Source organism: Aeromicrobium sp. SP1, assembly GCF_055663785.1.
The window spans coordinates 2,899,515-2,924,602 of record NZ_JBQVVK010000001.1; the positions used below are offsets into that span (position 1 = coordinate 2,899,515).

Consider the following 25,088-nt stretch of genomic DNA (forward strand, 5'->3'; position numbering starts at 1 on the left):
GGTCCCTTCGGGAGAGTCATGGGATCGGGGGAGGATGGGCGGGTGATCGGGAAGTTCGCGGCATGGCTGCTCATCGCGGCCGGGGTGTTCAACATCGTCATCTGGCCGCGCTTCTTCGCGGCGATCGTCGATGACGAGCGGGCGTGGGGCGGCTCGAAGTGGCACGACCCCCAGGCCTTCTTCTGGGTGCACCTCGTGCTGATCGCGACGGCCATGACGTTCGGCATCATCGTGCTGGTCATCGGCGTTCGCGCCCTTCGAGGGCAGTGAGGATCTCCTCGCACCACTCGATGCCCTGACGTTCGGTCAGGATGCCGCCGCGTAGCGCCAGCCACGCGCCGAGGTCGGCACCCGTCAGCGACGTGGGCTCGGGATAGAAGCGGGCCTCGCTCGCGAGGTACTCGGCGAGCCGCTGCTCGTGGTCGGCCTTGCGGGCCCGCGCGTCCTCGGTCAGGGCGGCCGGGTCACGGAATCCCCGCAGTCTCACGGCGAACTCGCTGCGCACCGCCTCGCGGCTGCTGGGCTCGGCGGACCAGCGGTCGAGCTCGGCGAGTCCGGCCTCGGTGATCGCGTACGTCTTCTTGTCGGGCCTGCCCTGCTGCACGTGAGTCGTGGACTCGACCCAGCCGGCACCCTGCATGCGGCCGAGCACCTTGTAGATCTGCTGGTGGCTGGCCGGCCAGAAGAACGCGATCGAGGCGTCGAACCGCCGGGCGAGGTCGTATCCGCTGGCGGAACGCTCCGCCAGGGAGACGAGGATCGCGTGCTCGAGCGCCATGCGCCGAGAGTAGGGGCACATCCCGGTCATATGCAACTCATTTCATAACCCGCGCTGCGACGCAGCGCCGCCTGCGCCCGGGAGCCCTAGGGTTTGGCCATGGCAGGCACGCCGTTCTCGGTCCTCGTGGCGACCGAGGCGTGGCGTGCGGAGGCCACCGCGTGGGCCCGCGCGGCACTCGCGGAGGTCGGGATCGCGATCACGGGCGACGTCGAGCAGCCGCGCATCCGGCCGTGGTCGACGCATGTGACCGTCCCGACGGACCAGGGGCGCTTCTGGCTCAAGGCCTGCTGCCCGGCGATGGCGTTCGAACCGGCGTTGCAGCGGCTGATCGCGAGGTTGGCGCCGGGAGCGGCACAGGATCCGGTGGCGATCGACGACGCCCGCGGCTGGATGCTCACGGCCGACCACGGGCCGAGCCTCGGCGAGGTGCGGACACCCACGGTCGAGGACTGGAGGGCAGCGCTCGCGGGGGCCGCGACGGTGCAGCGGGAGCTCGCCGGACACGGCGAGGAGCTGCTCGCGACCGGCCTACCTGCCGCCGCTCCCGACCAGGTCGTCGCCCGCTTCGACCGGATCCTCGACCTGCAGGAACCCGACCTCGCTCGCCGCCTGCGTGCCCGGCGCCCCGACCTCGTCGACGCATGTGCCGTGCTCGCCGGATCGCGCGTGCCGGCGACGTGGCAGCACGGCGACCTGCATCCGCAGAACCTGTTCGGCGACGCCGGCGCGGTCGAGTTCTTCGATCTCGGCGACGGTTCGTGGGCGCACGCGGTCGAGATCCTCTCCGTTCCGTACGGGATCGTCAGCAACGACGGGGCGCTCGACTGGCCCGCGATCGTCGGCGCCTGGACCGACGTGTGGGAGCTGGAGTCCGACGAGTTCGACGAGCTGTGGCGGGCCAGTGCGTTCACGCACGCCGTCAACCGTGCGATCACGTGGCACGGCGCGCTCGCGAACGCGACATCGGCTGAGATCGACGACTGGGGAGACGCCGTCACCCACCACCTGACCCGCATGCTGGACGCATGAACAGCCACTCGGCGGGGCCGGAGCCGCGATGAGTCCCGCAGGGGGCCCGGTGTCGCTGCCGCCGTCGCGCTGGGTGTTCGACCCGGCCGAGTGGCCTGACGACGACTGCATCGCCGGTGGAGCGGACCTCGAGCCCGAGACGCTGCTCGACGCCTACCGGGCGGGGGCGTTCCCGATGCCGCATCGGCGCCAGATGCTGTGGTGGTCTCCGCTCGAGCGCGGCGTCCTGGGGCCCGGCGACCTGCGGGTCTCGCGCTCGCTTCAGCGCTCCGCGCGGCGGTTCACCACGAGCGTGGACACCGACTTCGAGGCCGTCATCGACGCCTGCGCCGACCCCGGCCGCGAGGGCCACTGGATCACCCGCTCGATCAAGGCGGCCTACCTGCGACTCCACGACCTCGGCTACGCGCACAGCGTCGAGACCCGGACGCCGGACGGCCGCCTCGTCGGCGGTCTCTACGGGCTGTCGATCGGATCGCTGTTCGCGGGCGAGTCGATGTTCCACCACGAGACCGACGCGTCGAAGGTCGCGTTGATGGGTCTCGTCGGGCGGATGGAGCCGCTCGGGGACTGGCTCGTGGACACCCAGTGGCTCACCCCGCACCTGGCGACCCTGGGCGTGCGCACGCTGTCGCGGGATGCCTACCTCACGGTGATCGACGGCCTCGTGGACGGCCCCGAGGCCGATTGGGACTGAAATCTCGCGACACGCCGGGGTACCCCGGGGTCGGGCGCGGTGGCGGCGTCCCTAGACTGACGGACGTACCCGTCAAACTTTGATCAGGAGCAGAATCGTGGCACTTTCCCGCAACGATCTCGTGGCCGCTCTGGCCGCCAAGACCGGCAGCACGAAGAAGGACGTCGACGAGTTCGTCACGGCCTTCGCCGATCTGGTGATCGACTCGGTCGCCAAGGGCGAGAAGGTTTCGATCCCCGGCGTCCTCTCGGTCGAGCGCGTCAAGCGCGCCGCTCGCACCGGCCGCAACCCCGCCACCGGCGAGACCATCGACATTCCGGCCGGCTTCGGCGTGAAGGTCAGCGCCGGCTCCCGCCTGAAGGCCGCCGCGAAGTAAGTTCGCGCCTCGACGCCCCCGCCCTGTGGACACACGGGGTCGGGGGCGTCGTGCGTGTGAGGATGCCGTGGTGACTCCCTACCAGCGGCTCGCCCGCGAGACTCCCGGCTTCGAGCACTGGCGACTTCCCGTCGCGGCCCTCGTGGGAGGCGGCGCCGTGGGCGTCGTGAACCTCGCAGTGGTGGTCGCGATCGTCGTGTACCTCGTGCTGATCGGCACCGACGTCCAGAATTGGGCCGATTCGCCGGCCGCGTCCGCCGTCTCGCTGGACGACCCGGTCGTCCTGTTCCTGCAGCTCGCCTCCCTCGCGGTCCTCGTCCCGATCGTGCTGCTGTCGGTGCGACTCGTGTGGCCCCGGCACACCCGGTACGTCCACTCGGTCGAGGGCAGGTTCCGCTGGCGCTGGCTGCGCAGCTGCCTGCTGTGGGCGTTCGCCGTCGTCGGCGCCAGCATCGCGCTCTCGGTCGTTCTCGCCGCGGCCTCCGGTGACGACTCGGTCAGCCCGGAGCTGCCGACCGGAGCCCGCCTCGCCTCCCTCGTCGTGGTGCTGCTCGTCGTGCCCTTCCAGGCGGCCGGGGAGGAGTACCTCTTCCGGGGCGGCCTGATGCAGCTGATCGGCTCCTGGACCCGCTGGGCGTGGGTGCCCGTCGTGGCCACGAGCGTCCTGTTCGCCGCGGGTCACCTCTACGACTTCTGGGGCCTGGTGTCCGTGGGCCTGTTCGGGATCGTCGCGGCGATCCTGGTGATCCGCACCGGCGGGCTCGAGGCCTCGATCGCACTGCACGTCGCGAACAACGTCGTGCTCATGACGTTCGATCTGTTCGGGCTCGTCGACTCCAGCGGTGAGGGTGCCGGACTGCTGAACGAGGTCGTCCCGTCGACCCTCACGTGCCTCGTGTTCTGGGCGGCCGTCGAGTGGGCGGCTCGCCGGGCCGGGCTGCCACGCATGCGGCCCCCTCTGCCCGAGCCCGCACCCGTTCCGCGGCTCGTGCCGCCCCCGCCGTACCTGCCCCCGGGCGGCCCGCCGGCCCCGCAGTGGGCCCCGGTCGCCCCCGCCGTACCGCCGAATGCGCCGCCCTACCCGGGCGACCCCGGCGTCTGGGGACGCTGAGCATCGACGCCGTGGCGCCGCCGCCGGGTCCTCGCGTTTCCTTGATTCTCACCAGATTGAATGGTTAATTGGTACTAGTCATGTGCGCGTGACCGCTGTTCGGTGCGCGCCTTGCAGGCCGTGAGGTCGGGGAAAGCTCGAAGGGAGAGCGCATGGTCCACAGTCGCGACGTCGTGCGACTGCCGTTCGAGTCATCCACGCCGGGCATCGCCCGCACGAAGCTGGCGGCCTTCCTGACCCTCAACCGCACCGATCTGGGCCTCATCGACAACGCCCTGATCGTGCTGAGCGAGATGATCGCCAACGCGGTCATCCACGGGGCCCCGGACAGCGACGGCACGATGGAGATCCGCTGGAGCATCGACAACGGACGGCTCGAGTTGAGCGTCCGCGACTCCGGCCGCGGCAGCGACCTCACGCCGCGGCCGTTCGACGAGGACTCCCTCGGCGGCCGCGGCCTGTCGATCATCAGCCGGGTCGCCGACGACTGGTCGGTCGACCTCACCGAGGGCACGTGCGTGCGAGCGCAGCTCGCCCTGGCCTGAGCGCCCTGACCTGAGCGCACCGGCCTGATCGCCCCCTCGCCCGACCCGGCGGCTACCGTTGTCGGCCATGGGCAAGAAGTCGAGGCGGATCAAGCCGGCCAAGGAACGCATGCCGTTCGTCGCACGCACCTTCGAGGGGCTGCCCTCCGAGGGTGACTGGGTCGCCCTGCGCGAGTTCGTGCCGTCCGCGACGGCCGTCGTGCGGCTCAAGGACGGCGGCTCGCTCCGCGTGTGCTCGCTGCTGCCGGGTGCCGGCGCGGGTCTGGTCCGGCCGGACGGTGAGATCTGGGTCGGGCTGCAGGTCCTGCACAACCACGGCGACATCAGCCGCGACCTGGCGCACGTCGTCGAGGTCGCGCAGCAGACGCCTCCCGGCACCCCGATCCGCATGACGCAGCCCGGCGTGGGCGCACGCCTGCAGGAGCTCGTCGACCCCGACGGCGGCTTCGAGCTCGAGGTGCACGACGGCTTCGACTGGTGGCTGCTCGAGGAGGATCGCGGCTCGTCAGCCGCCGCCTCGGCCCTCGAGGAGGCGAACGCGACCGTCGCGCCGACCACGCGCCTGACCTCGGTCGACTCGGCCTACGTCACGGAGATGGGCGACCACACGTACCTGCGCTGGATCATGGCCCGGGACGAGGAGCGCCTGCTCGACGGGTTCGCCCGACTGCGTGCCGCGGACCGCGACGCGATCGTCGACGGCACGAGCCTCATCGGCATCTTCCGGGCCCACGGCCTGCTGGCGCCGGTATGGGAGATCGACGACGACGTCGACGTCGAGGCGCTCGACGCCGCGGCCTCCGCGTTCGCCGCTCGCATCGACGAGGCGGTCGAGGACGCGAGCGACCTGACCTCCGCCGAGCGCGCCGCCCGCCGCGACCTCTCCAGCCGGCAGGTCACGATTCGCTGATCGCTGTTTGGGCCCGGTTGTTAGGGTAAATCGTCGCTGTCCGGCGGCCCGTGTGACACATTCTCGGAGGAACCGCCGTGACCCGCTCCGCCGCGGCCTGGCTCGCTGCCCTGCTCACCCTGGCGACCGTCTGCGCTGCTCCGGCCGCGAGCGCCGCGCCCTCGGATCAGCCCCCGGCCACCCCGACCCACCTGGTCGTGGACGCGAAGGCACTCGAGGCGACGAGTGCTCGCCTGACCTGGGAGGCCGCGCCGTTCGCGACCGACTACGTGGTCCTCTACTGGTCGGGATGCCGGTCGTTGGAGACGTGCGATGACGAGCCCAACTACGCATTCCCCGAGTCGCCGTCCGTCTTCCTGACGGGCCTGAGGCCCCATACGTCCCAGTTCGCCGTCGTGTTCGCCGCGAACGACGTCGACCTCTCCGACGACTTCGCCGAGGTCGAGTTCCGCACGTACGGGATCGACCGACCCCAGGTAGCGTCCGTCACCTCGACGGCCCGGGCTGTCACGCCGACGTGGAAGGCCGTCGTCGGCGCCGAGCACTACGTGGTCACGGTGCGGGACGCCGTCACCCAGGAGAGCTTCGCCTACCAGTTCGGCCCGAGCGAGCGCACCGCCACGCTCACCAACGGTGGTTCACGCCCGACCGGGTGGCTTGACTACGAGATCCCGCTCGCGTCGGACCATGCGTACGAGGTCAGGGTCGACGCCGAGGCCAACGGCAAGGAGGCCAACGACGCCGAGTGGCATCCGTTCACGACCAAGCCGGTGGGCGCCTTCAAGGCGCCGTTCAATGCTTCGTCCAGCACGAGACCCACGACCTACCGGACGCTGGTGCCGTTCCTCGATCCGTGGGCGACGACGCGCATCACCCTGCGGACCACGGCCGGCCGGGTCGTGGCGGTCAAGGACTTCACGTGGGCCAGCGGCAGAGGGCAGTGGCCGACCGCGACGTTCGGTGGTCTGAAGGCCGGTGCGGTCTACCTGGCCTCGGCGCAGACCGTCTCCGCGCGCGGCACGGTCTCCGCGCCGAGCGTCGCGCAGCGAGTCAGGCCGGTTCCCGCGATGCCCCGGAAGGTGCGGCTGGCCAAGCGCACGGCCGCGTCGGCGACGCTCCGCTGGAACGCCTCGCCCGGTGCGACCTCCTACATCGTGTACTGGAAGGTCAAGGGCGTGAAGGCATGGAAGACCCGACAGGTCGGCGGCCCGAGCGTCACATTCAAGGGCCTGCGGGCGAACACCGCCTACGCCTACCGGGTCCAGGCGAAGGCCACGACCCCGTTGGTCTACTCGCCCACGACGCAGACCGCGGGGTTCCGAACGGCGAGGTGACGCTGCGGCGTTCACGGCGTCGTCACGATGTGGCCCTACGCTGGAAGACGTGGACTGGACCGACTACGACGCCGCGCTGTTCGATCTCGACGGAGTGATCACCCCGACCGCGGAGGTCCACATGCGGGCCTGGGGCCGGATGTTCTCCGATTTCCTGGCCGACCATCCCGGTGCTGCTCCCTACTCCGACGACGACTACTTCGCGTACGTCGACGGCAAGCCGCGCTATGAGGGCGTCGCCTCGTTCCTCGCCTCCCGCGACATCGAACTGCCGTACGGCGACCCGTCCGACGAGCCGACCGCCGAGACGGTGTGCGCGCTGGGCAACCGCAAGAACGACTACTTCGCGGCGGTGCTGCACTCCGACGGCGTCGAGGGCTACCCCGGCTCGGTGCGGCTGCTCGACGCGCTGCAGGAGCGCGGGATCCACCTCGCCGTCGTCTCCAGCTCGCGCAACGCGCGGATGGTGCTCGAGGCGGCCGGACTCATCGACCGGTTCGAGGTCATCGTCGACGGTGAGGTCGCGGCGGCCGAGGGCATCGCCGGCAAGCCCCAGCCCGACACGTACGAGGCCGCGGCGCAGCGCGTCGGCGTGCCCACGCAGCGCTCCGTCGTCCTCGAGGACGCGGTCTCGGGCGTGCAGGCCGGCGCGGCCGGCGACTTCGGGCTCGTGATCGGTGTCGACCGTGGGGCGGGCGCCGACGTCCTGCGCCAGCAGGGCGCGGACCTCGTCGTCGACGACCTTGCGGAGTTGATCTGAGCATGAGTTCTCACGAGGCACCCCACGTCGAGGACTTCCTGGACCGGTCGCGGTGGCCCGTCGACGAGTGGCGACTCGTCGAGGCGCACCCCGACGACGCCGATCTCGGCGTCACCGAGACCCTCTTCGCGGTCGGCAACGGCTACCTCGGGATGCGCGGCAACGTCACCGAGGGCCGGGACTCGCACACCCACGGCACGTTCCTGAACGGCTTCCACGAGACCTGGCCGATCCGGCACGCCGAGGAGGCGTTCGGCTTCGCGCGCGTCGGTCAGACGATCGTCAACGCGCCGGATGCGAAGGTCATCCGGCTGTACGTCGACGACGAGCCGCTGCTGCTGAGCGTCGCCGACCTGATGCAATACGAGCGGTCGCTCGACTTCCGCGACGGCGTCCTGCGGCGCGAGATCGTGTGGCGCACCCCCGCGGGCAAGCGCGTGCACGTCGTCTCGACCCGCATGGTGTCGTTCGCGCAGCGGCACCTGGCCGTCCTGCAGTTCGAGGTCACGATGCTCGACGACCACGCGCCGATCGCGATCTCGTCGCAGATCCTCAACCGCCAGGACGGCGAGGACGAGTACCACGTGCGGTCCAAGGCGATGGGCGCCGGCCACGACCCGCGCAAGTCCGAGAACCTCAACCGGCGCGTGCTGGAGCCGCGGCACAGCTGGGGCAACGCGGCCGAGGGCCGGGTCGTGCTCGGCTACCGGTGCGTCGACAGCGGGATGACCCTCGCGGTCGCGGCCGACCACCGGCTCGAGACCGCGAACAACTACACGAAGCGCGTCCAGGTCGAGGACGACCTCGCGAAGATGACCTACCGGGTCGACGCCGAGCCGGGCAAGACCGTCCGGCTGACCAAGCTCGTCGCCTACCACACGTCGCGCGGCGTCCCCGTGCGCGAACTGGTCGACCGCTGCCGGCGCACTCTCGATCGCATCCACGAGGAGGGCGTGCCCGCACAGTACGAGGCGCAGGCGCGCTGGCTGTCGGACTTCTGGGCGCGGTCGGACGTCGAGGTCCCCGGCCATCCCGAGATCCAGCAGGCCGTGCGCTGGAACCTGTTCCAGGTCGCCCAGGCCAGCGCGCGCGCCGAGGGCGCGGGCATCCCCGCCAAGGGGGTGACCGGCTCGGGCTACAGCGGTCACTACTTCTGGGACACCGAGGTCTACGTCCTGCCGTTCCTCACGTACACGACGCCCGCGGCGGCGAGGAACGCCCTGCGGTTCCGGTACAACCTGCTCGACGCGGCGCGACGGCGGGCCCGCGAGGTGTCGCAGGCCGGCGCGCTCTTCCCGTGGCGCACGATCAACGGCGAGGAGGCCTCCGCCTACTACGCGGCCGGCACCGCGCAGTACCACATCGACGCCGACGTGGCGTACGCCATGACCCAGTACTTCCTGGCCACGGGCGACGAGGACTTCCTCGTCCGCGAGGGCATCGACGTGCTCGTCGAGACCGCCCGGATGTGGGTCGACCTCGGGTTCTGGCGCGACGAGGAGGTGGGCACGTTCCACATCCACGGCGTCACCGGTCCCGACGAGTACACGACCGTCGTCAACGACAACCTGTTCACGAACGTTATGGCGCGGTTCAACCTGCGCGCGGCCGCGACCGCCGTGCGGCGGCTCGCGGACCGCGACGGACTCGCGTACGAGCAGCTCGTCAACCGTCTCGAGCTCGACGACCTCGAGGTCGACGCGTGGGAGCGGGCGGCGCGCGACATGGCGATCCCGTTCGACGAGCACCTCGGCGTGCACCCGCAGGACCAGCACTTCCTCGAGCGCGAGGTGTGGGACCTCGACAACACGCCGCTGGACATGCGTCCGCTGCTGCTGCACTACCACCCGCTCGTGATCTACCGCTTCCAGGTGATCAAGCAGGCCGACGTCGTGCTGGGCCTGTTCCTGCAGGGCAACCACTTCTCGGCCGAGCAGAAGCGCGCCAACTTCGAGTACTACGACCCGATCACGACGGGCGACTCGACGCTCTCGGCGGTCGTGCAGTCGATCATCGCGGCCGAGGTCGGCTATCACGACCTGGCGTTCCGCTACTTCCTCGGCGCGCTGTTCGTCGACCTGGCCGACCGGCACAAGAACGCCACCGACGGCGTCCACGTCGCCTCCACCGGCGGCGTGTGGAGCGTGCTGGCCGGCGGCTTCGGCGGGTTCCGTGACCACCAGGGCGAGTTCACGATCGACCCGCGCCTGCCCGACGCGTGGCACGAGCTGACCTACCGCGTCACGATCCACGGCACCCGCGTGCGGGTCACGGTCCGGCGTGACGAGCTCGAGCTCACGGTCGAGGACCAGCAGCCCGACGCGCTCGGTCAGCTCGTGAACCCCACGTTCGTGGTGCGCGGCGAGTCCGTCACGGTGGCGCCGGAGGCGCCGGTCACGGTCGCCCTCGCGGACCAGGGACCTCGCATCGAGGGCACCCCGCCGCCCGTGCCCGGCCGACGCCGCTCCGACGGCACGGTCATCACCGCCATCGTCCCCGGGACCTGACCAGCTCGACGGCGACGAGGTTGGGCACCCAGCACAGCCACGCCGCGACGGGATAGGCCTGCTCGAACTCGATGCCCAGCGACCCCGCGACCCCGAGGTACAGGCGGAGCGTGACGGCGGCGAACGTGAGCGCGAACGAGCGGACCATCCACGCGCGGTGATCGGCGAACCGCCGGCACAGGGCGTGGCGGAAGGCGATGGCCGTGGCGCCGAGCCACGCGACCGCCAGCAGCAGGAACCCGGTTCCCGCGACGAGTCCCTGGGTCGTGGTCAGCGCGACGAGGCCGCCGGCCGTGCCGCCGACGAGGCAGGCCGCGACGTACGTGCGACCCAGCGCGCGATGCAGTCCGGGCCGACGAGCTCGCAGGCTCGGCCGGAACTGCCAGGGGCCCACCAGCAGGGCGATCCCCGACGCGACGATGTGCAGGCGCAGCGCCCACGGCGAGGGGAACGAGTTCGCGGCGATCTCGCCGGGCAGCAGCCGGAACCCCGAGGCCACCACCGCGACCGCGTACGCGCCGACCAGCGTCGACAGTCCGGTCATGAGGGTCCAGCCGCGCGGCGGGCGGAGCAGCGTCTGCGTCGTCATGACGCCAGCCTCGGGGCTGGCGGGTCGTGCGGGAATCGGTGAAGGCCCCGACGGGACCCGGGTCGCGCCCCTACTCGACCGGGGGAAGGGTGGCCGGGACGCGGACCAGCACGACGCCCGGCCGGACCTCGGCCGTGATCTCCGAGCCCTCGCCGGCGGGATCGCCGTCGAGCTGCATCGGCACGGGCTTCTCGGCCCGGATGTGGACCTTCTGGCCGCTGAGCCGGGTCAGCCGCTTGTCGTTGGCCTGGTGGCGGAAGAGGACCCGCACGACGATCGCGAGCCAGCCCAGGAAGCGCTTCGGCGCGACGACGACGACGTCGAGCAGGCCGTCGTCGATCTTCGCCTCGGGGATGAGCGGGATGCCGCCCTGCAGGAAGCCGACATTGCCGACCACGACGGTGCGCGCCTTGAAGCGGTGCGGCTCGCCGTCGTCGATCGTGATCTCGACCTTCGTGCGCGGGAAGGTGATGGCCTTGACCCCCGAGACGAAGTACGCGAGGTAGCCGACCTTCTTCTTCAGGTCCTCGTTGACGCCGGTCATGATCATCGCGTCCATGCCGAGCCCGGCCATCACGAGGAACGACGTGTCGGTGCCCCCGTCGGTCGTGAACGAGGCGAGGTCGATCGCGCGGTCCTGGCCGCTGAACACGACATCGAGGGCGTCGCGCGTGTTGACCGGGATGTCGAGGTTGCGGGCCAACAGGTTCCCGGTGCCGTGCGGCAGCACGCCCACGGCGACACCGGACCGGGTCGCGACCTCGCACACGGCGCGGACGGTGCCGTCTCCGCCGGCAGCGATCACGAGGTCGACCCCGGAGTCCAGCGCCGCTCGGGTCTGGCCGTAGCCGGGATCCTCGATCGACGTCTCGTACCAGCGCGGCTCGCTCCAGCCGTGCGCGGCGCCGACCTGGCGGACCTTGGCCTTGAACTCCTCGATGTCGCCCACCTTGACCGGGTTCAGCACGACCGCGGCACGGCGACGGCCGGAGCCCGTGAGGATCGCGAGCTCGGCGGGCAGTCGCCCGCGACCGCTGACCAAAAGCACCCACAGCAGCAGCGGCACGAAGCTGCCGAACGCCAGTCCGGCGACGACGTCGCTGAGGTAGTGCACGCCCAGCAGCACGCGGTCGGCCGCGGTGAGCAGCGCGAGCGCCGCCCAGAGCGCGAGCCACAGGCGGCGCTTCAGGCCGCGTCCCGTGACGACGATCGTCAGCAGGCTCAGGACCGTGAAGAGCACCCCGGCGCCGGCGGAGTGGCCGCTCGGGAACGACCAGCCGCCGATCTCGTGCAGCGGCAGGTCCCACACGGGCCGGTCGCGCTGGACGAACGCCTTGATGATCGCGTTGCCGGCGATCACGATGACACCGCTGGCCACGACCCAGGTCGAGAGGAGCCGCTCGTTGCGCCACCACAGGAGCCCGGCGAGCACGGAGAGGGCCAGGCCGACCCCCCAGTTGCTCAGCACGGCCGCGAGGAAGTCCAGCACCTCGACGAGCCACGGGCGGGCCGCGGTGAAGTCGTAGGCGCTCTGGGCGACCGACTCGTCGAGACGCATGAGCGGCGGCCACTCGATCACGACGAGCACCGTCAGCAGGACGAAGACGGTCGCCTGGATGGTCAGCAGCACGTGAGCCAGGAGCGGCCGGTCGCCGTCAGCGCGGCGCAGGTCGATCGTCACGTGGTTCGTCTCCTCGATGTGGCTGGTGTGGCGCTCGGCATACTTTAGCCGCGGCACCGCAGGGAGTGCCCGGTGAGCCTCGCTAGGCTGGCGCCGTGATCGATCCTCGAATGTTGCGTGACGAACCCGACCTGCTGCGCGCCGCCCAGGAGCGCCGCGGGGAGTCGTCGCAGCTCGTGGACGACCTCGTGTCGGCCGATGAGGCCCGCCGGGCGGCGATCGTCCGGTTCGAGGCCGTGCGCGGCGAGCAGAAGCAGCTCGGCAAGCAGATCCCGCAGGCGCAGGGCGAGGAGAAGCAGGCGCTGCTGGCGCGCACGAAGGAGCTCAGCGCCGAGGTCAAGGCCGCCGAGGCCGCCCAGACCGAGACGGCGCAGACCTTCGAGAGCCTCATGAAGGCGCTGCCCAACCCCACGGTGGATGCGCCGCCCGGCGGCGAGGACGACTTCGTCGTGCTTGAGGAGATCGGCACCCCGCGCGACTTCGCCGCGGAGGGCTTCGAGCCGCGCGACCACCTCGAGCTCGGCGAGCTGCTCGGCGCGATCGACATCGAACGCGGCGCGAAGGTCAGCGGCTCGCGGTTCTACTACCTCACCGGCGTCGGCGCCCAGCTCGAGCTCGCCCTGGTCCAGCTGGCGATGTCGACGGCCGCCGAGTGGGGCTTCACGCCGATGATCCCGCCGGCACTGGTCAAGCCACAGGCCATGGAGGGCACGGGCTTCCTCGGCCAGGCGGCCGACGACGTCTACCACCTCGAGAAGGACGACCTCTACCTCGTGGGCACCTCCGAGGTGCCGCTCGCGGCCTACCACGGCGGCGAGATCCTTCCGACCGAGTCGCTCCCGCGCCGCTACGTCGCATTCAGCCCGTGCTTCCGGCGCGAGGCCGGCTCGTACGGCAAGGACACCCGGGGCATCTTCCGCGTGCACTGGTTCGACAAGGTCGAGATGTTCGTCTACACCACGCTCGACCAGGCGGCCGCCGAGCACGAGCGGCTGCTGGGCTGGGAGAAGGCCTGGTTGGCCAAGCTCGAGCTGCCGTTCCGCGTCATCGACGTGGCCGCCGGCGACCTGGGCCTGTCGGCCGTGCGCAAGTTCGACTGCGAGGCGTGGATCCCGACGCAGGAGAAGTACCGCGAGCTGTCCTCGGCGTCGAACTGCACCGAGTTCCAGGCCCGCCGCCTCGACGTCCGCACGCGCGGCACCGCCGACGAGGCCACCTCGCACGTCGCCACGCTCAACGGCACGCTGTGCGCGATGACCCGCACGATCGTGGCGCTGCTGGAGAACGGTCAGCAGGCCGACGGTTCCGTGCGGCTGCCCGCGGCACTGCACCCGTTCCTCGGCGAGGTGCTCCGGCCGACAGAGCCGCGATGAGCTGGACCCCCCGGCTCGTCGCCCTGGACGTCGACGGCACGATCGTCGACCACCGGAACCAGCTCAGCCCCGCGGTCAAGGACGCGGTGCTGGGTCTGCGTGAGCAGGGGGTGCCGATCGTCATCGCGACGGGCCGTGCCGTCCCGGGGGTGTACGACGTGCTGGACAAGCTCGGCTTCCGCGAGGGGCTCGGCGTGGCCAGCAACGGCTCGGTCGTGTTCGACGTCGACCCGTTCGAGGTCGTGCACACGACCACGTTCGACGCGCGCGAGGCGGTGCGCCGCGTGCTCGAGCGCGTCCCCGAGGCACTCGTCGCGGTCGAGGAGGTCGGCGTCGGCTACCGCGTGAACCGGGCGTTCCCGCACGGCGAGATCACCGGCGAGATCATCCTCGACGAGGTCGAGCGCATGGTGTCGCAGCCCGTGACGCGCGTCGTCGTGCGCGCCCCCGACCACGACCGGGACGAGTTCTCGTCGCTCGTCGGCGACCTCGGCCTCGACGGCACGAACTACTACATCGGTTACACCGCGTGGCTCGACCTCGCGCCCGAGGGCGTCTCGAAGGCCTCGGGCCTCGACGTCGTGTGCCGCCGGCTCGGCATCGCCCCGGCCGACGTCCTCGCGGTCGGCGACGGCAACAACGACGTCGAGATGCTGGCGTGGGCGGGCCGCGGCGTCGCGATGGGCCAGGCCCCGGAGGAGCTCAAGACGGTCGCGAACGCCATCACGGGCGGAGTCGAGCAGGACGGGCTCGCCGACGAGCTCCGTCGCTGGTTGGTCTGACTTCGACGCGGTGCTGCGTCTGTCGGTTTACCACGGTCCCACGGTTGCTCCTCGCCTCCCTCGGTGAAATCACAGCGGGAGGACCACGAACGCCGAGGGGAGTGAAGCGCCAGGCTGGATCGCCGAAAGGGTGGGACCGGCGTCGCCGTCGACACGAACTCTGGCCAGCGTGGCCGCATCCTCCCGTGACGATTCCTCTCTTCCCTCGGTGAATTCACCGAGGGAAGAGGCAACGAACCGTGGGACCGTGGTAAACCGACCACACGGGGCCCGTTCCCACCACCGCCCACCGCACGAGAGGCACCGCTCGTCGGCCTGCGGTGGCGCGGACCCGCAACGATGCGGCAACCTGCAGGGGTCGAGGATTGGTGACCTGCGACACACTGTGTTGAACCGCGCCCAGGAGGCATTCCCGTGACCCAGACCGGCATCGACAACCTCGCCCACGAGGACCGCATCTTCGAGCCGCCCGCCGAGTTGGCGCAGCACGCGAACGTGAAGGCCGAGGCCTACGACCGCGCCGCGTCCGACCGACTGGGCTTCTGGGCCGAGCAGGCCGAGCGGCTGACGTGGGACACGCCGTTCACCGAGGTCCTCGACTGGTCGAACCCGCCGTTCGCGAAGTGGTTCGTCGGCGGCAAGTTGAACGTCGCCTACAACTGCGTCGACCGGCACGTCGAGAACGGCCTGGGCGGCAAGGTCGCGTTCCACTTCGTCGGCGAGCCCGGCGACACGCGCGACCTCACCTACGCCCAACTCAAGGACGAGGTCTGCAAGGCCGCCAATGCAATCGAGGAGCTCGGCATCGAGGCCGGCGACCGCGTCGCCATCTACCTGCCGATGATCCCCGAGGCCGTCATCGCGATGCTCGCCTGCGCCCGCCTCGGCGCCCCGCACACGGTCGTCTTCGGCGGCTTCAGCTCCGATGCGCTCGCGAGCCGGGTCGAGGACTGCGAGGCCAAGCTCGTGATCACCGCCGACGGCGGCTACCGCCGCGGCTCCCCGAGCGCGTTGAAGCCCGCCGTCGACGAGGCGATCGCCAAGCTCGGCGACGCGAGTCCCGTCGAGAACGTCCTCGTGGTGCGCCGCACGGGCCAGGAGGTCGCGTTCGACCAGGACATCGACGTGTGGTGGCACGAGCTGGTCGACGAGTCCTCGACCGATCACACGCCCGAGGCGTTCGACGCCGAGCACCCGCTCTACGTCATGTACACGTCCGGCACGACCGGCAAGCCCAAGGGCATCCTGCACACGAGCGCCGGCTACCTGACGCAGTGCGCGTACACGTTCTTCGCGACGTTCGACCACAAGCCGGACACCGACGTGTACTGGTGCACGGCCGACATCGGCTGGGTGACCGGCCACTCGTACATCGTCTACGGGCCGACCGCGAACGCCGCGACGCAGGTGCTCTACGAGGGCACCCCCGACAGCCCGCACAAGGGCCGCTGGTGGGAGATCATCCAGGACCACAAGGTCACGTTGTTCTACACGGCCCCGACCGCGATCCGCACGTTCATGAAGTGGGGCGACGACATCCCCGCGAAGTTCGACCTGTCGAGCCTGCGGATCCTCGGCTCGGTCGGTGAGTCGATCAACCCCGAGGCCTACGTCTGGTACCGCACGAACATCGGCGGCGACCGCACCCCGATCGTCGACACGTGGTGGCAGACCGAGACCGGCGCGCACATGCTCAGCCCGCTGCCGGGCGTCACCGCCGCCAAGCCGGGATCGGCCATGGGTCCGCTGCCGGGCATCGGCGCCGAGGTCGTGAACGACGAGGGCAAGCCGGTCGGCAACGGCGAGGGCGGCTACCTCGTCCTGACCGAGCCGTGGCCGTCGATGCTGCGCACGATCTGGGGCGACGACCAGCGGTTCAAGGACACCTACTGGGCCCGGTTCCCGGGCATGTACTTCGCCGGCGACGGCGCCAAGAAGGACGATGACGGCGCGATCTGGCTGCTCGGCCGCGTCGACGACGTCATGAACGTCTCGGGCCACCGCCTGTCGACGACCGAGATCGAGTCGGCCCTCGTGTCGCACCCGACCGTCGCCGAGGCGGCCGTCGTCGGCGCGACCGACGACACCACGGGCCAGGCCGTCGTCGCGTTCGTCATCCTGCGCGAGTCCGCCGTCGGCGGCGACAACGACGAGATCGTCGCGACCCTGCGCAACCACGTCGCCAAGGAGATCGGCCCGATCGCCAAGCCGCGTCAGATCATGGTCGTGCCCGAGCTGCCCAAGACCCGCTCAGGCAAGATCATGCGGCGACTGCTGCGCGACGTTGCGGAGAACCGCGAGGTCGGCGACGCCACGACGCTGGCCGACTCCTCCGTGATGGACCTCATCACGTCCGGACTGCAGAAGCCGACCGCGGCCGACGACTGACCTCAGCGCAGGGCGAGACCGGACCGCACGAGCACGACGACGAAGCCGAGCCACAGCGCGGTGTGCGCTCCGGTCAGCCCGCGTTGCAGGGTGCGGGTCCGGTCGGCGAAGGGCGCGGGCTTGTCCGCGAACTTGCCCGGCGCCCGACCGGCGAGATACGTCTTGTAGGTCTCGATCACCGCGACGGACGCGCCGCCGGAGGCGAGCACGAGCCACGCGAGATCGTCGGTGAACAGGGCCAGGGGCACGGCGCACGCCGTGGCGACGACGGGACTGCGCAGGAACTTCCAGCCGCTGAACCCCTCGACCGGGGCGTCCTTCCAGGCGCCACCGCCGGCGATGAACCAGCCGCTCGTCCCGCCGGCGAGCGCGAGCGCCCACCACGGCCAGCCGTCGGCGGGGATCCGCGCCACGACCGCGCACAGGACCGCGAAGCCGAGCGCCACGAGCACGCCGACCGTCCAGCGGATCCTCCGGTCGTCGACCGGCCTGCCGCCGACACCGAGCCGCATCGGGATCGAGTACGCGGACTGGTCGTCCTCGCGCACGATCGTCTTCCACCACTCCGTCGCGAGTCGCTCGCCCGTGTAGAGCACGCAGATCGCGACGGGCAGCGGGACGGTGCGCAGCAGTGGCCACAGCACCAGCGCGGCCGCGACGCCGAGCACCATGCTCCGCACGAAGCTCGCGGAGTGGAACCCCTCGAAGGGCGAGTCCTTGTGGGCTCCCCACGTCGCCGCGTGGGCGCCGGTCGCCAGGCCCGCGAGCAGGAGCAGCCAGAGCGTCATGAGAGCACCTCGGCGCGGGGCCGCGCGACGAGCCGGCGCAGGCCGGCGAACACGCCGACGAGGGCGAGCGTCGCGGCCGCGAGCTGCCACGGCGCGCTGCTCACGTGCTCGCCGAACACGAGCACGCCGAGGGTGAACGCCCCGAGCGCGGTCACGACGTTGAGCATCGGCATCGTCTCGGCGAGGCGACCGGCCCGGTAGGACTGCTGGTTGGCCATGACGCCGAGCAGGCCACACCCGATCAGGACGTACGTCGACCACGCGGTCAGCAGGGCCAGCGGCCCGCCGTCCGCGATGACGCCGCCACTGATCTTGAGCAGCGCGGCGGTCGTGGCGAAGGTCCAGCCCGAGGCGACGGCCAGCCATGCCGCGGGGACGGCGTCGGCGCGGACGGCGGACCGCACGAGGAGTGCCGCGGTCGCGGCCATCGAGAGCGCGGCCGCCAGCGCCGCCACGACGGGGTCGGGCGGACCCGAGCCGGGCACGACGGGGCACATGGCCAGGAACAGGGTCAGCGAGCCGAGGGTCACGACCGTCGCGCCCAGCTCGACCCGGCTCGGCACGGTGCGATCGAGCGCCGCCCGGACGACGAGGGCGAAGACCACGGTGCTGAGCATGAGCGGCTGGACGATCGCGAGCTCGCCCAGGCTCAGGGCGACGGCGTGCAGCATCCACGCGCAGAACCCGACGGCCGCGCCGGCGCACCACGCGGGGTGTTGCGCGAGCCGCAGCAGCAGCGTCGGGCCGGTCGCGGCGACGGAGCCGGCGGCCTGGTGCTGGACCGACGTCGACACCGCGAAGCCCATGGCCGAGACGAGGGCCAGCACGACGGGAAGGGCGGTGGATTCGGTCATGTCTTCGACGCTACGCATCGCGAGTCCCCACCACGATCGGGCCAACCCGCCTCTTCGGGGTGGGGTCAGCCCCACCGTCAGTGCGACTGCAGGTACGTGAGCACGGCGATGACGCGACGGTTGTCGTCAGCCGTCGGCAGCAGGCCGAGCTTCGCGAAGATGTGCCCGATGTGCTTGTCCACCGCCTTCTCGGTGACGAAGAGTGCGGCAGCGATCGCGGCGTTCGACCGCCCCTGCGCCATCTGGTCGAGCACCTCGCGCTCGCGGGCGGTCAGCTGGGTCACGGGGTCGTCGTGGCGCGTGGCGCGCATCAGGGCGCCGACGACCTCGGGGTCGATCACGGTGCCGCCGGCGGCGATCTGCCGCACGGTGTCCACGAACGCCGTGACGTCCATGACCCGGTCCTTCAGCAGGTACCCGACCCCACCGCGCCCGGCCGAGAGCAGTTCCCGGGCGTACACCTGCTCGACGTGCTGGCTCAGGACGACGACGGGCAGGCCCGGGTGCGCCTGCCGCAACGCCACCGCCGCCTCCAGCCCCTCGGTCGTGAAGCTCGGTGGCATCCGCACGTCGGTGAGCACGACGTCGATCGGGCGGTCGGCGGCCAGCTCCTGCTCGACGGCGGCGACGAGGGCCTCGGCGTCGCCGACCGCCGTCACCTCGACGTCGTGGGACGCGAAGATCCGGGTGAGGCCCTCGAGCAGCAGGGCGTTGTCCTCGGCTACGACAGCGCGCACGGCACCTCCACCCTGAGCCGGGTCGGTCCACCCGGAGGACTGTGGACGGTGAGCGTCCCGTCGAACGCGGCGAGCCGTCGTGCCACGCCCTCGATCCCGCTGCCGTCCTCCATGCGGGCCCCGCCGTGGCCGTCGTCGACGACGGTGATCGTGAGCCGTTCCGCGTCGTGCGCGAGGTCGACGAACGCGTGGCTCGCGCCGCTGTGCTTGACGATGTTCGCGAGCGCCTCGTTGACCGCGAACCAGGCGGCGGCCTCGAGCGGCTCCGGCACCTTGCCCGGCACGTGCGCGGTGACCGTGACCGGCAGCGCGACGTCCAGCGCGAGCGCCTCGACGGCTCCCACGAGGCCACGATCGGCAAGCACCGGAGGGCGGATGTCCCGGACGACCCCGCGCAGGTCGGCGAGCGCGCCGGCGGTGCTGCGGGAGGCCTCGTCGAGCAGGTCGCGAGCGGCCGCCGGATCGGTCTCGAGCAGTTCGCGGGCCAGCCCGAGGTTGATGCCCAGCGAGACCAGGCGGGCCTGCGGTCCGTCGTGCAGGTCGCGCTCGATGCGCCGGATCTCCGCCGCGGCGAGGTCGAGCGACGCCGCCCGCGTGCGGGTCACCTCGGCGACCCGGCGCTCGAGCTGGGAGGCCCGCGTCCCACCGAGGACCGCGGCCTCGGCGAGGTGTCGGGCGTGGTTCAGTCGGGGGGTGAGGAGCCACCACGCGGCGAGCGCGGCGACCAGGACGAGTCCCACTCCGAATCGCGCCCACGTCCCCGACCCGCCCACGGACAGGTCGACGAGCAGGTAGGCCATCGCGCCCGCGCCCACGAGCAGCGCGACGGGCACCGCCGCCATGAGCCAGCCGCCCGAGCCGGCGAAGCCCAGGTGCGCGAGGTTCCGCCAGCGGACGGGATCGGTCGCCCACACGCGCAGGCGCCGACCGAGCGGACCCGGTGCCGCGGCCGGCGGGGCGGGGATGTCGCGGTCGAGCAGCACCCCGAGCCGCCGTCGCCACGCCAGACCCCACCGATCGGTCACCGCGACGACCGGATCGATGAGCAGCAGTCCGATGCCGAGGGGCGTGAACGCGATGACGAGCAGGGACGCGGCGAACAGCGCCAGGGCGACCACGCCGATGGCGAGGCCGACCATGGCGTCGGCCGTGGCCCGCACCCGGAGCATGTCCATCAGCCTAGTGCGGGCCGCCGGACGGCGACCCGACTCGGCGATGGGTAGGCTCAGCGCATGACCAAGCCCACGGACGACCCCACGATCGGTCGACTCGTCGCGGACGTCACGCGTGACCTCTCGGCGATCGTCCAGCATGAGATCGCCCTGGCCAAGTCCGAGCTGCGGGTCAGCGTCCGGGCCGGCGGCCTCGGCGCGGGGCTGCTCGCGGCGGCGCTCGTCCTGGTCCTCCTGGCCGTCGTCCTGCTGCCCATCACGCTCGCGTACTTCCTCGTCATGGCCGGGCTCCACCCCGCGTGGGCGTTCCTGATCGTCATGATCTTCCTGCTGCTGGTCGCCGGAGTCGTCGGCTGGGTGGGGGTGACCCGGTTCAAGAAGGTCACCGTGCCGGAGAGGACGATCGAGAGCGCGCGGCAGCTGCCGACCGCGCTGAAGCCGGGCACCGGCCCGAGCTCGCGGGTCAGCCCGCCGAACGGGGCTCCGAACGGGACGCCAGGGCCCGGCCCGACAGGCCCAGCAGCACCATCACGCCACCGCTGACCGCGACCCACCGCAACGTCGTGTCGAGCGACGCGACCGCGCGGTCGACGAGCACGTCGCGCAGCGTGCGCTCGTAGGCTCCCGCCACCGCGTACTGGTCGAGGAATCGAGGCAGGCCCTGACGCCCGGCCAGCCACCAGAAGCCGGCGGCCAGCGCCACCGCGACCCCGAGCATCGCGAACGTCGTCGAGCGACGACGCGAGAACCCGAGCGCGAGCAGGGCGGCGATCACGGCGGTCCCGCCGGCGACGACGGCGATGCTGCCGGCCCGCGCGACGGTCTCCACGGCCTCGGTCGGGTCCTCGTCGCTCACGGTCACGAGGAGCTCGTCGGGCGCCGGCAGGTCGATCGGCAGCTTCGAGGAGATCTCGTCGAGGGCGACGCCGACGAGGGGAGCCACGTCGATCTCGACGGTCGTCGGGGTGGGCTCGCCGAAGAGGTCGGCGTGGGTGCGGCGCATGGTCTGGCTCCAGGCGGACTCCCAGCCGTCGGCCGCGGTCAACCGGACGATGGCCTGCGTCACGAGGTCCTGGACCCGGTCGCGCAGGAAGTCCGGGACGTTGCTCTGGTCGACGAACGCCTCACCGGCGAGGTCGGCCGCCGCCTGCTGGACCTCGGGGTCGGTGCCCATCTCGGAGGTCAGCGCGACGAAGCCGTCCTCACTCTGCAGGTTGGCCGCCGTCCACCCGGCGCCGATGGCCACGACCGTGGCCAGGGTCGTCACGAGCCACAGCAGCACGGTCATCGCGGTACGCATCACGCACATCCTCCCGTGGACACGGCGACGGTCGCGCGGGCCCCCTCGCGGGCCACCGGGAGGGCCTCCTCGGCGGTGACCGCGTAACCGGTCTCGGGGTCGGAGACGGACGCCGCGAAGACGACTCCGACGACGTCCCCCGACGTCGAGACGACGGGTCCGCCAGAGTTGCCGGAGCGGACGAGGCCACGCAGCGCGAAGACGTCGCGGTCGGCGCGTCCCTGGCCGTAGATGTCGGGGCCGCGCAGGTCGAGGCGTTGGCGGATCCGGGCGGCGCGGGCGTCGAACGGGCCGTTCTCGGGATAGCCGAGGATCGCCGCCGAGTCGCCCTTCTCCGCCGTCGCATCGAAGCGCAGCACCCTGGCGTCGAGCCCGGGTACCGCCAGGACCGCGAGGTCGAGCACCGGGTCGAAGGCGACCGGTCGCGCGTCGTACGTGCGGCCGCCGATCGTGACGGTCGGCTGGTCCACGCCGGCGACGACGTGCGCGTTCGTCATGATCCGCTCGGCGGCGACCACGAAGCCGGAGCCCTCGATCGTCCGGTGGCACTCGGCGTCGCCGAGGATCCGCGCCACGCTGCCGCGAGCCGACTTCACGGCGGGCAGGTTCAGCGTCGCGGCATCCGGTGGCGAGGTCGCCGTGATGACCTCCGTCTCGAAGGGATCGAGGTAGCGCGGGAAGACGTCGCCGGTGAGTGTGTCGGTGAACGAGCGCAGCGCGTCGCCCGCCCGCTGGGGCATGAGGGTGTCGACGCGGGCGAGCACGACCGAGTCGCGCACGGCCGAGCTCACGTACGGCAGGGTCGACGCGCTGACGGCGTACCCGATCGCCCAGGCCGCGGCCATCACGACCGCCGCGCCGAACGCCGCCCCGAGGACGGCGTCGACGGTCCGGCCCGCGCCGGACGGCACGCGCAGCCGGCGGCCCAGCAGGGAGCCCAGGAGGTTGCCGATCGCGGCGAGCGCGAAGACGATGACGATCGAGAGCACCGCGGTGTCGATCCCGCCCGTGCCCGAGCCGACGAGCGCGGGCACGAAGACGATGCCGGCGAGGAAGCCGAGCAGCAGCCCACCGGCGGAGAACAGGTTGGAGACGAAGCCGTGCACCCAGCCGGCATACGCGTAGACGGCGAGCAGCACCAGCAGGACGGCGTCGAGCCAGTTCACGAGCTCACTCCGGCAGGGGTCGGGTCCGCGAGGCGTCCCAGGGGCGGTCCCACCCGAGGCGCTCGAAGAGACGGGAGATGATGCCGGCCGTGAAGCCCCACAGGGGGACGTCGGTGCCGATGTCGAACGCCGGCCCGACCCACCCGGACGGATGGACGACGCTGAAGCGGCGCTCGGGATCGACCAGCAGGTCGAGCGGGAGGGACAGCACCTGCTCGACCTCGGCCGCGCTCACGGGCTCCAGCTCGTGGGGCGTGGGCCAGTAGCCGAGCACCGGGGTCACCGCGTGGTTGCTCGGCGGCAGCCACAGCGTGGGCAGCGTCCCGAACACGACCACCTCGTCGGGATCGAGACCGACCTCCTCGTGCGCCTCGCGCAGGGCGGTGTGGACGGCGTCGCGGTCGGTCGCGTCGGTGCGCCCGCCGGGGAAGGAGATCTGACGGGCGTGGCTGCGCAACGTGGCCGCGCGCTCGGTCAGCAGCAGCCGGCGACCGTCCGGGCCGTCGGAGAACAGCATGAGCACTGCGGCGGGCCGGGCGCCCTCGGGCGGGCTCGGGAACCGCGGCGCGAGGTGCTCGGCCTCGACGGAGTCGAGCAGGTCCGCGAGCGGCCGCAGCCACTTCGGCAGCTCCACGGTCGTCATGCGGGGCCCTGCGTCGTGACGAGCGCCTCGGCGACCTCGGGGTCGGTCGGACCGATGCCGAACGAGGGGCACCACTGCGACACCGGGCACGCGCCGCACGCGGGCCTCCGCGCGTGGCAGCGGCGACGGCCGTGCCAGATCAGGTGATGGCTCAGCATCGTCCAGTCGCGACGGGGGAAGAGCGCACCGACGGCGTGCTCGGTCTTCACCGGATCCTTCGCCGTGGCCTCGTCGACCCACTCGAACCGGCGCACGAGTCGCGCGAAGTGCGTGTCGACCGTGATGCCGGGGACGTCGAAGGCGTTCCCGAGCACGACGTTGGCCGTCTTGCGGCCCACGCCGGGCAGCGAGACCAGGTCGGCCAGGCGTCCGGGCACCTGCCCGTCGTACCGCTCGACGAGCGCCGCGGAGAGCCGCTGGATGCTGTCGGTCTTGGCGCGGAAGAATCCCGTCGGCCGGATGATCTCCTCGACCTCGGTCCGATCGGCTCCCGCGAGCGCGGCGGCATCGGGGAACGCGGCGAACAGCACGGGCGTGACCGCGTTGACGCGACGGTCGGTGGTCTGCGCCGAGAGCACCGTCGCGACGAGCAGCTGGAACGGGTCGGCGAAGTCGAGCTCGCACCCCGCCTCGGGGTACGTCTGTGCCAGCACCCGGTCGATCCGGCGCGCACGACGCACGAGCGACGTCGCGGGTCGCGCGGTCGCGGGGGTCGATTCGGCGGGCACGCTCAAACCGTATCCCGCGACTTCAACGGCGAAGCCGCGACTAGCGACGTGATATTCGGCGTCGATGTGGGAAACTACACACGTGACCGACGACGTGCTGCGCCAAGCCCCTCTCTTCAACGGCCTCGACGACGACGCCTCCGCCGCCCTCGAGTCGTCCATGTCCGCCGTGAGCCTGCGCCGCGGCGAGATCCTCTTCGACGAGGGCGACGACGGCGATCAGCTGTACGTCGTGATCGAGGGCAAGATCAAGCTCGGCCGCCGCTCGGTCGACGGACGCGAGAACCTCATCGCGATCCTCGGCCCCGGCCAGATGTTCGGCGAGCTGTCGTTCTTCGACCCGGGCCCGCGCTCGGCCACCGCCACCGCCGTCACCGACACCGAGCTGCGCAGCCTCGGCCACAGCGCGCTCAACCCCGTCCTGCAGTCGCACCCCGACGTCGCCTACGCCCTGCTCAACCAGCTGGCCGGCCGGCTGCGCCGCACGAACGAGGTCGTCGGCGACCTCGTGTTCTCCGACGTCCCGGGCCGCGTCTCCAAGGCGCTGCTCGACCTCGCGGGTCGCTTCGGTCGCCAGGCCGACGACGGCATCCACGTCAACCACGACCTCACGCAGGAGGAGCTGGCCCAGCTGGTCGGCGCCTCGCGCGAGACGGTCAACAAGGCCCTCGCCGACTTCGCCTCGCGCGGCTGGCTCCGCCTCGAGCCCCGCTCGGTCATCATCCTCGACCTCGAGCGCCTCAAGCGCCGCTCGCGGTGACGGACGGTTTACCACGGTCCCTCGGTTGCTTCGCTCCGCCCTCGGTGAGCTCACCGAGGGCGGAGTCGTTTTGCCGC

Annotated in this window: 26 protein-coding genes; 15 read left to right on the forward strand and 11 right to left on the reverse strand. The window is 71.6% G+C overall.

From position 1 onward, the window contains the following. Positions 1–42: 42 nt before the first annotated feature. Positions 43–270 carry an SCO4848 family membrane protein gene (locus ACT26F_RS14145; RefSeq protein WP_471671187.1) on the forward strand — a complete coding sequence of 76 codons (228 nt, stop codon included), beginning with the start codon at positions 43–45 and terminating at the stop codon, positions 268–270. On the opposite strand, the gene ACT26F_RS14150 is transcribed toward ACT26F_RS14145, so the two are convergent. Then, complete coding sequence (locus tag ACT26F_RS14150; RefSeq protein WP_471671188.1) at positions 239–778, reverse strand: PadR family transcriptional regulator; 540 nt, start codon at positions 776–778, stop codon at positions 239–241. The genes ACT26F_RS14145 and ACT26F_RS14150 overlap by 32 nt on opposite strands. Positions 779–877: 99 nt before the next feature. Between ACT26F_RS14150 and ACT26F_RS14155 the strand changes: the two genes are divergently transcribed. The 9 genes from ACT26F_RS14155 to ACT26F_RS14195 all read left to right on the forward strand — a co-directional run bounded on the left by ACT26F_RS14155 (position 878) and on the right by ACT26F_RS14195 (position 10,050). Next, positions 878–1,810 carry a hypothetical protein gene (locus tag ACT26F_RS14155; RefSeq protein ID WP_471671189.1) on the forward strand — a complete coding sequence of 311 codons (933 nt, stop codon included), beginning with the start codon at positions 878–880 and terminating at the stop codon, positions 1,808–1,810. A gap of 28 nt (positions 1,811–1,838) precedes the next feature. Further along, positions 1,839–2,507, forward strand: a complete 669-nt coding sequence (aat, locus tag ACT26F_RS14160; protein ID WP_471671190.1) for a leucyl/phenylalanyl-tRNA--protein transferase — start codon at positions 1,839–1,841, stop codon at positions 2,505–2,507. A gap of 97 nt (positions 2,508–2,604) precedes the next feature. Next, positions 2,605–2,883 carry an HU family DNA-binding protein gene (locus ACT26F_RS14165; RefSeq protein ID WP_471671191.1) on the forward strand — a complete coding sequence of 93 codons (279 nt, stop codon included), beginning with the start codon at positions 2,605–2,607 and terminating at the stop codon, positions 2,881–2,883. 70 nt (positions 2,884–2,953) lie between these two features. After that, a complete protein-coding gene (locus ACT26F_RS14170) occupies positions 2,954–3,994 on the forward strand; it encodes a lysostaphin resistance A-like protein (RefSeq protein WP_471671192.1) in 1,041 nt (346 codons plus the stop codon). A gap of 152 nt (positions 3,995–4,146) precedes the next feature. Next, on the forward strand, positions 4,147–4,539 hold the full coding sequence (locus tag ACT26F_RS14175; protein ID WP_471671193.1) for an ATP-binding protein: 393 nt from the start codon (positions 4,147–4,149) through the stop codon (positions 4,537–4,539). A gap of 67 nt (positions 4,540–4,606) precedes the next feature. After that, positions 4,607–5,449, forward strand: a complete 843-nt coding sequence (locus ACT26F_RS14180) for a DUF5926 family protein (RefSeq protein ID WP_471671194.1) — start codon at positions 4,607–4,609, stop codon at positions 5,447–5,449. Between the two features lie 77 nt (positions 5,450–5,526). After that, on the forward strand, positions 5,527–6,783 hold the full coding sequence (locus ACT26F_RS14185; RefSeq protein WP_471671195.1) for a fibronectin type III domain-containing protein: 1,257 nt from the start codon (positions 5,527–5,529) through the stop codon (positions 6,781–6,783). A 40-nt stretch (positions 6,784–6,823) separates the two neighbouring features. Then, on the forward strand, positions 6,824–7,543 hold the full coding sequence (locus ACT26F_RS14190; protein ID WP_471671692.1) for an HAD family hydrolase: 720 nt from the start codon (positions 6,824–6,826) through the stop codon (positions 7,541–7,543). A 2-nt stretch (positions 7,544–7,545) separates the two neighbouring features. Continuing rightward, positions 7,546–10,050, forward strand: a complete 2,505-nt coding sequence (locus tag ACT26F_RS14195; protein WP_471671196.1) for a glycoside hydrolase family 65 protein — start codon at positions 7,546–7,548, stop codon at positions 10,048–10,050. On the opposite strand, the gene ACT26F_RS14200 is transcribed toward ACT26F_RS14195, so the two are convergent. Then, on the reverse strand, positions 10,025–10,639 hold the full coding sequence (locus tag ACT26F_RS14200) for a DUF2306 domain-containing protein (RefSeq protein ID WP_471671197.1): 615 nt from the start codon (positions 10,637–10,639) through the stop codon (positions 10,025–10,027). The two genes, ACT26F_RS14195 and ACT26F_RS14200, sit on opposite strands and share 26 nt — an antisense overlap. A 70-nt stretch (positions 10,640–10,709) precedes the next feature. Beyond that, positions 10,710–12,377 carry a bifunctional phosphatase PAP2/diacylglycerol kinase family protein gene (locus ACT26F_RS14205; protein WP_471671198.1) on the reverse strand — a complete coding sequence of 556 codons (1,668 nt, stop codon included), beginning with the start codon at positions 12,375–12,377 and terminating at the stop codon, positions 10,710–10,712. A 38-nt stretch (positions 12,378–12,415) separates the two neighbouring features. On the opposite strand from ACT26F_RS14205, the gene serS reads away from it, so the two are divergent. The 3 genes from serS (at position 12,416) to acs (ending at position 16,863) form a co-directional block, all read left to right on the forward strand. Beyond that, a complete protein-coding gene (serS, locus tag ACT26F_RS14210) occupies positions 12,416–13,693 on the forward strand; it encodes a serine--tRNA ligase (RefSeq protein WP_471671199.1) in 1,278 nt (425 codons plus the stop codon). After that, a complete protein-coding gene (locus ACT26F_RS14215) occupies positions 13,690–14,475 on the forward strand; it encodes an HAD family hydrolase (RefSeq protein ID WP_471671200.1) in 786 nt (261 codons plus the stop codon). The genes serS and ACT26F_RS14215 overlap by 4 nt, the downstream gene beginning before the upstream one ends. A gap of 414 nt (positions 14,476–14,889) precedes the next feature. Continuing rightward, complete coding sequence (acs, locus tag ACT26F_RS14220; protein ID WP_471671201.1) at positions 14,890–16,863, forward strand: acetate--CoA ligase; 1,974 nt, start codon at positions 14,890–14,892, stop codon at positions 16,861–16,863. Positions 16,864–16,865: 2 nt separating this feature from the next. Here the strand turns inward: acs and ACT26F_RS14225 are convergent, their stop codons facing one another. From ACT26F_RS14225 to ACT26F_RS14240, 4 genes are all read right to left on the reverse strand, one after another. Beyond that, the gene (locus tag ACT26F_RS14225) at positions 16,866–17,651 is read right to left on the reverse strand and encodes a hypothetical protein (protein WP_471671202.1); all 786 of its coding nucleotides are present in this window, start codon (positions 17,649–17,651) and stop codon (positions 16,866–16,868) included. Next, positions 17,648–18,505: a DMT family transporter gene (locus ACT26F_RS14230; protein WP_471671203.1), complete on the reverse strand. Its 858-nt coding sequence runs from the start codon at positions 18,503–18,505 to the stop codon at positions 17,648–17,650. Before ACT26F_RS14230 ends, ACT26F_RS14225 begins: the two co-directional genes overlap by 4 nt. Before the next feature lie 77 nt (positions 18,506–18,582). Then, the gene (locus tag ACT26F_RS14235; protein WP_471671204.1) at positions 18,583–19,242 is read right to left on the reverse strand and encodes a response regulator transcription factor; all 660 of its coding nucleotides are present in this window, start codon (positions 19,240–19,242) and stop codon (positions 18,583–18,585) included. Continuing rightward, positions 19,227–20,411, reverse strand: a complete 1,185-nt coding sequence (locus tag ACT26F_RS14240) for a sensor histidine kinase (protein ID WP_471671205.1) — start codon at positions 20,409–20,411, stop codon at positions 19,227–19,229. Before ACT26F_RS14240 ends, ACT26F_RS14235 begins: the two co-directional genes overlap by 16 nt. 63 nt (positions 20,412–20,474) lie before the next feature. On the opposite strand from ACT26F_RS14240, the gene ACT26F_RS14245 reads away from it, so the two are divergent. Continuing rightward, positions 20,475–20,957 (forward strand): phage holin family protein, encoded by a 483-nt coding sequence (locus tag ACT26F_RS14245; RefSeq protein WP_471671206.1) that lies wholly within the window; start codon positions 20,475–20,477, stop codon positions 20,955–20,957. Here ACT26F_RS14245 and ACT26F_RS14250 read toward each other — a convergent pair. Genes ACT26F_RS14250 through nth form a run of 4 tightly spaced genes read right to left on the reverse strand, consistent with a single transcriptional unit; the run spans position 20,878 to position 24,251 of the window. Further along, positions 20,878–21,714 (reverse strand): hypothetical protein, encoded by an 837-nt coding sequence (locus tag ACT26F_RS14250; RefSeq protein ID WP_471671207.1) that lies wholly within the window; start codon positions 21,712–21,714, stop codon positions 20,878–20,880. The two genes, ACT26F_RS14245 and ACT26F_RS14250, sit on opposite strands and share 80 nt — an antisense overlap. Next, complete coding sequence (locus ACT26F_RS14255) at positions 21,714–22,880, reverse strand: MarP family serine protease (RefSeq protein WP_471671208.1); 1,167 nt, start codon at positions 22,878–22,880, stop codon at positions 21,714–21,716. Before ACT26F_RS14255 ends, ACT26F_RS14250 begins: the two co-directional genes overlap by 1 nt. Before the next feature lie 4 nt (positions 22,881–22,884). Next, positions 22,885–23,523, reverse strand: a complete 639-nt coding sequence (locus tag ACT26F_RS14260; protein ID WP_471671209.1) for an NUDIX hydrolase — start codon at positions 23,521–23,523, stop codon at positions 22,885–22,887. Further along, the gene (nth, locus tag ACT26F_RS14265; protein ID WP_471671210.1) at positions 23,520–24,251 is read right to left on the reverse strand and encodes an endonuclease III; all 732 of its coding nucleotides are present in this window, start codon (positions 24,249–24,251) and stop codon (positions 23,520–23,522) included. The genes ACT26F_RS14260 and nth overlap by 4 nt, the downstream gene beginning before the upstream one ends. Positions 24,252–24,333: 82 nt before the next feature. Between nth and ACT26F_RS14270 the strand changes: the two genes are divergently transcribed. Continuing rightward, entirely contained in the window at positions 24,334–25,011 is a 678-nt protein-coding gene (locus tag ACT26F_RS14270) for a Crp/Fnr family transcriptional regulator (RefSeq protein WP_471671211.1), read from the forward strand. Positions 25,012–25,088: the final 77 nt, after the last annotated feature.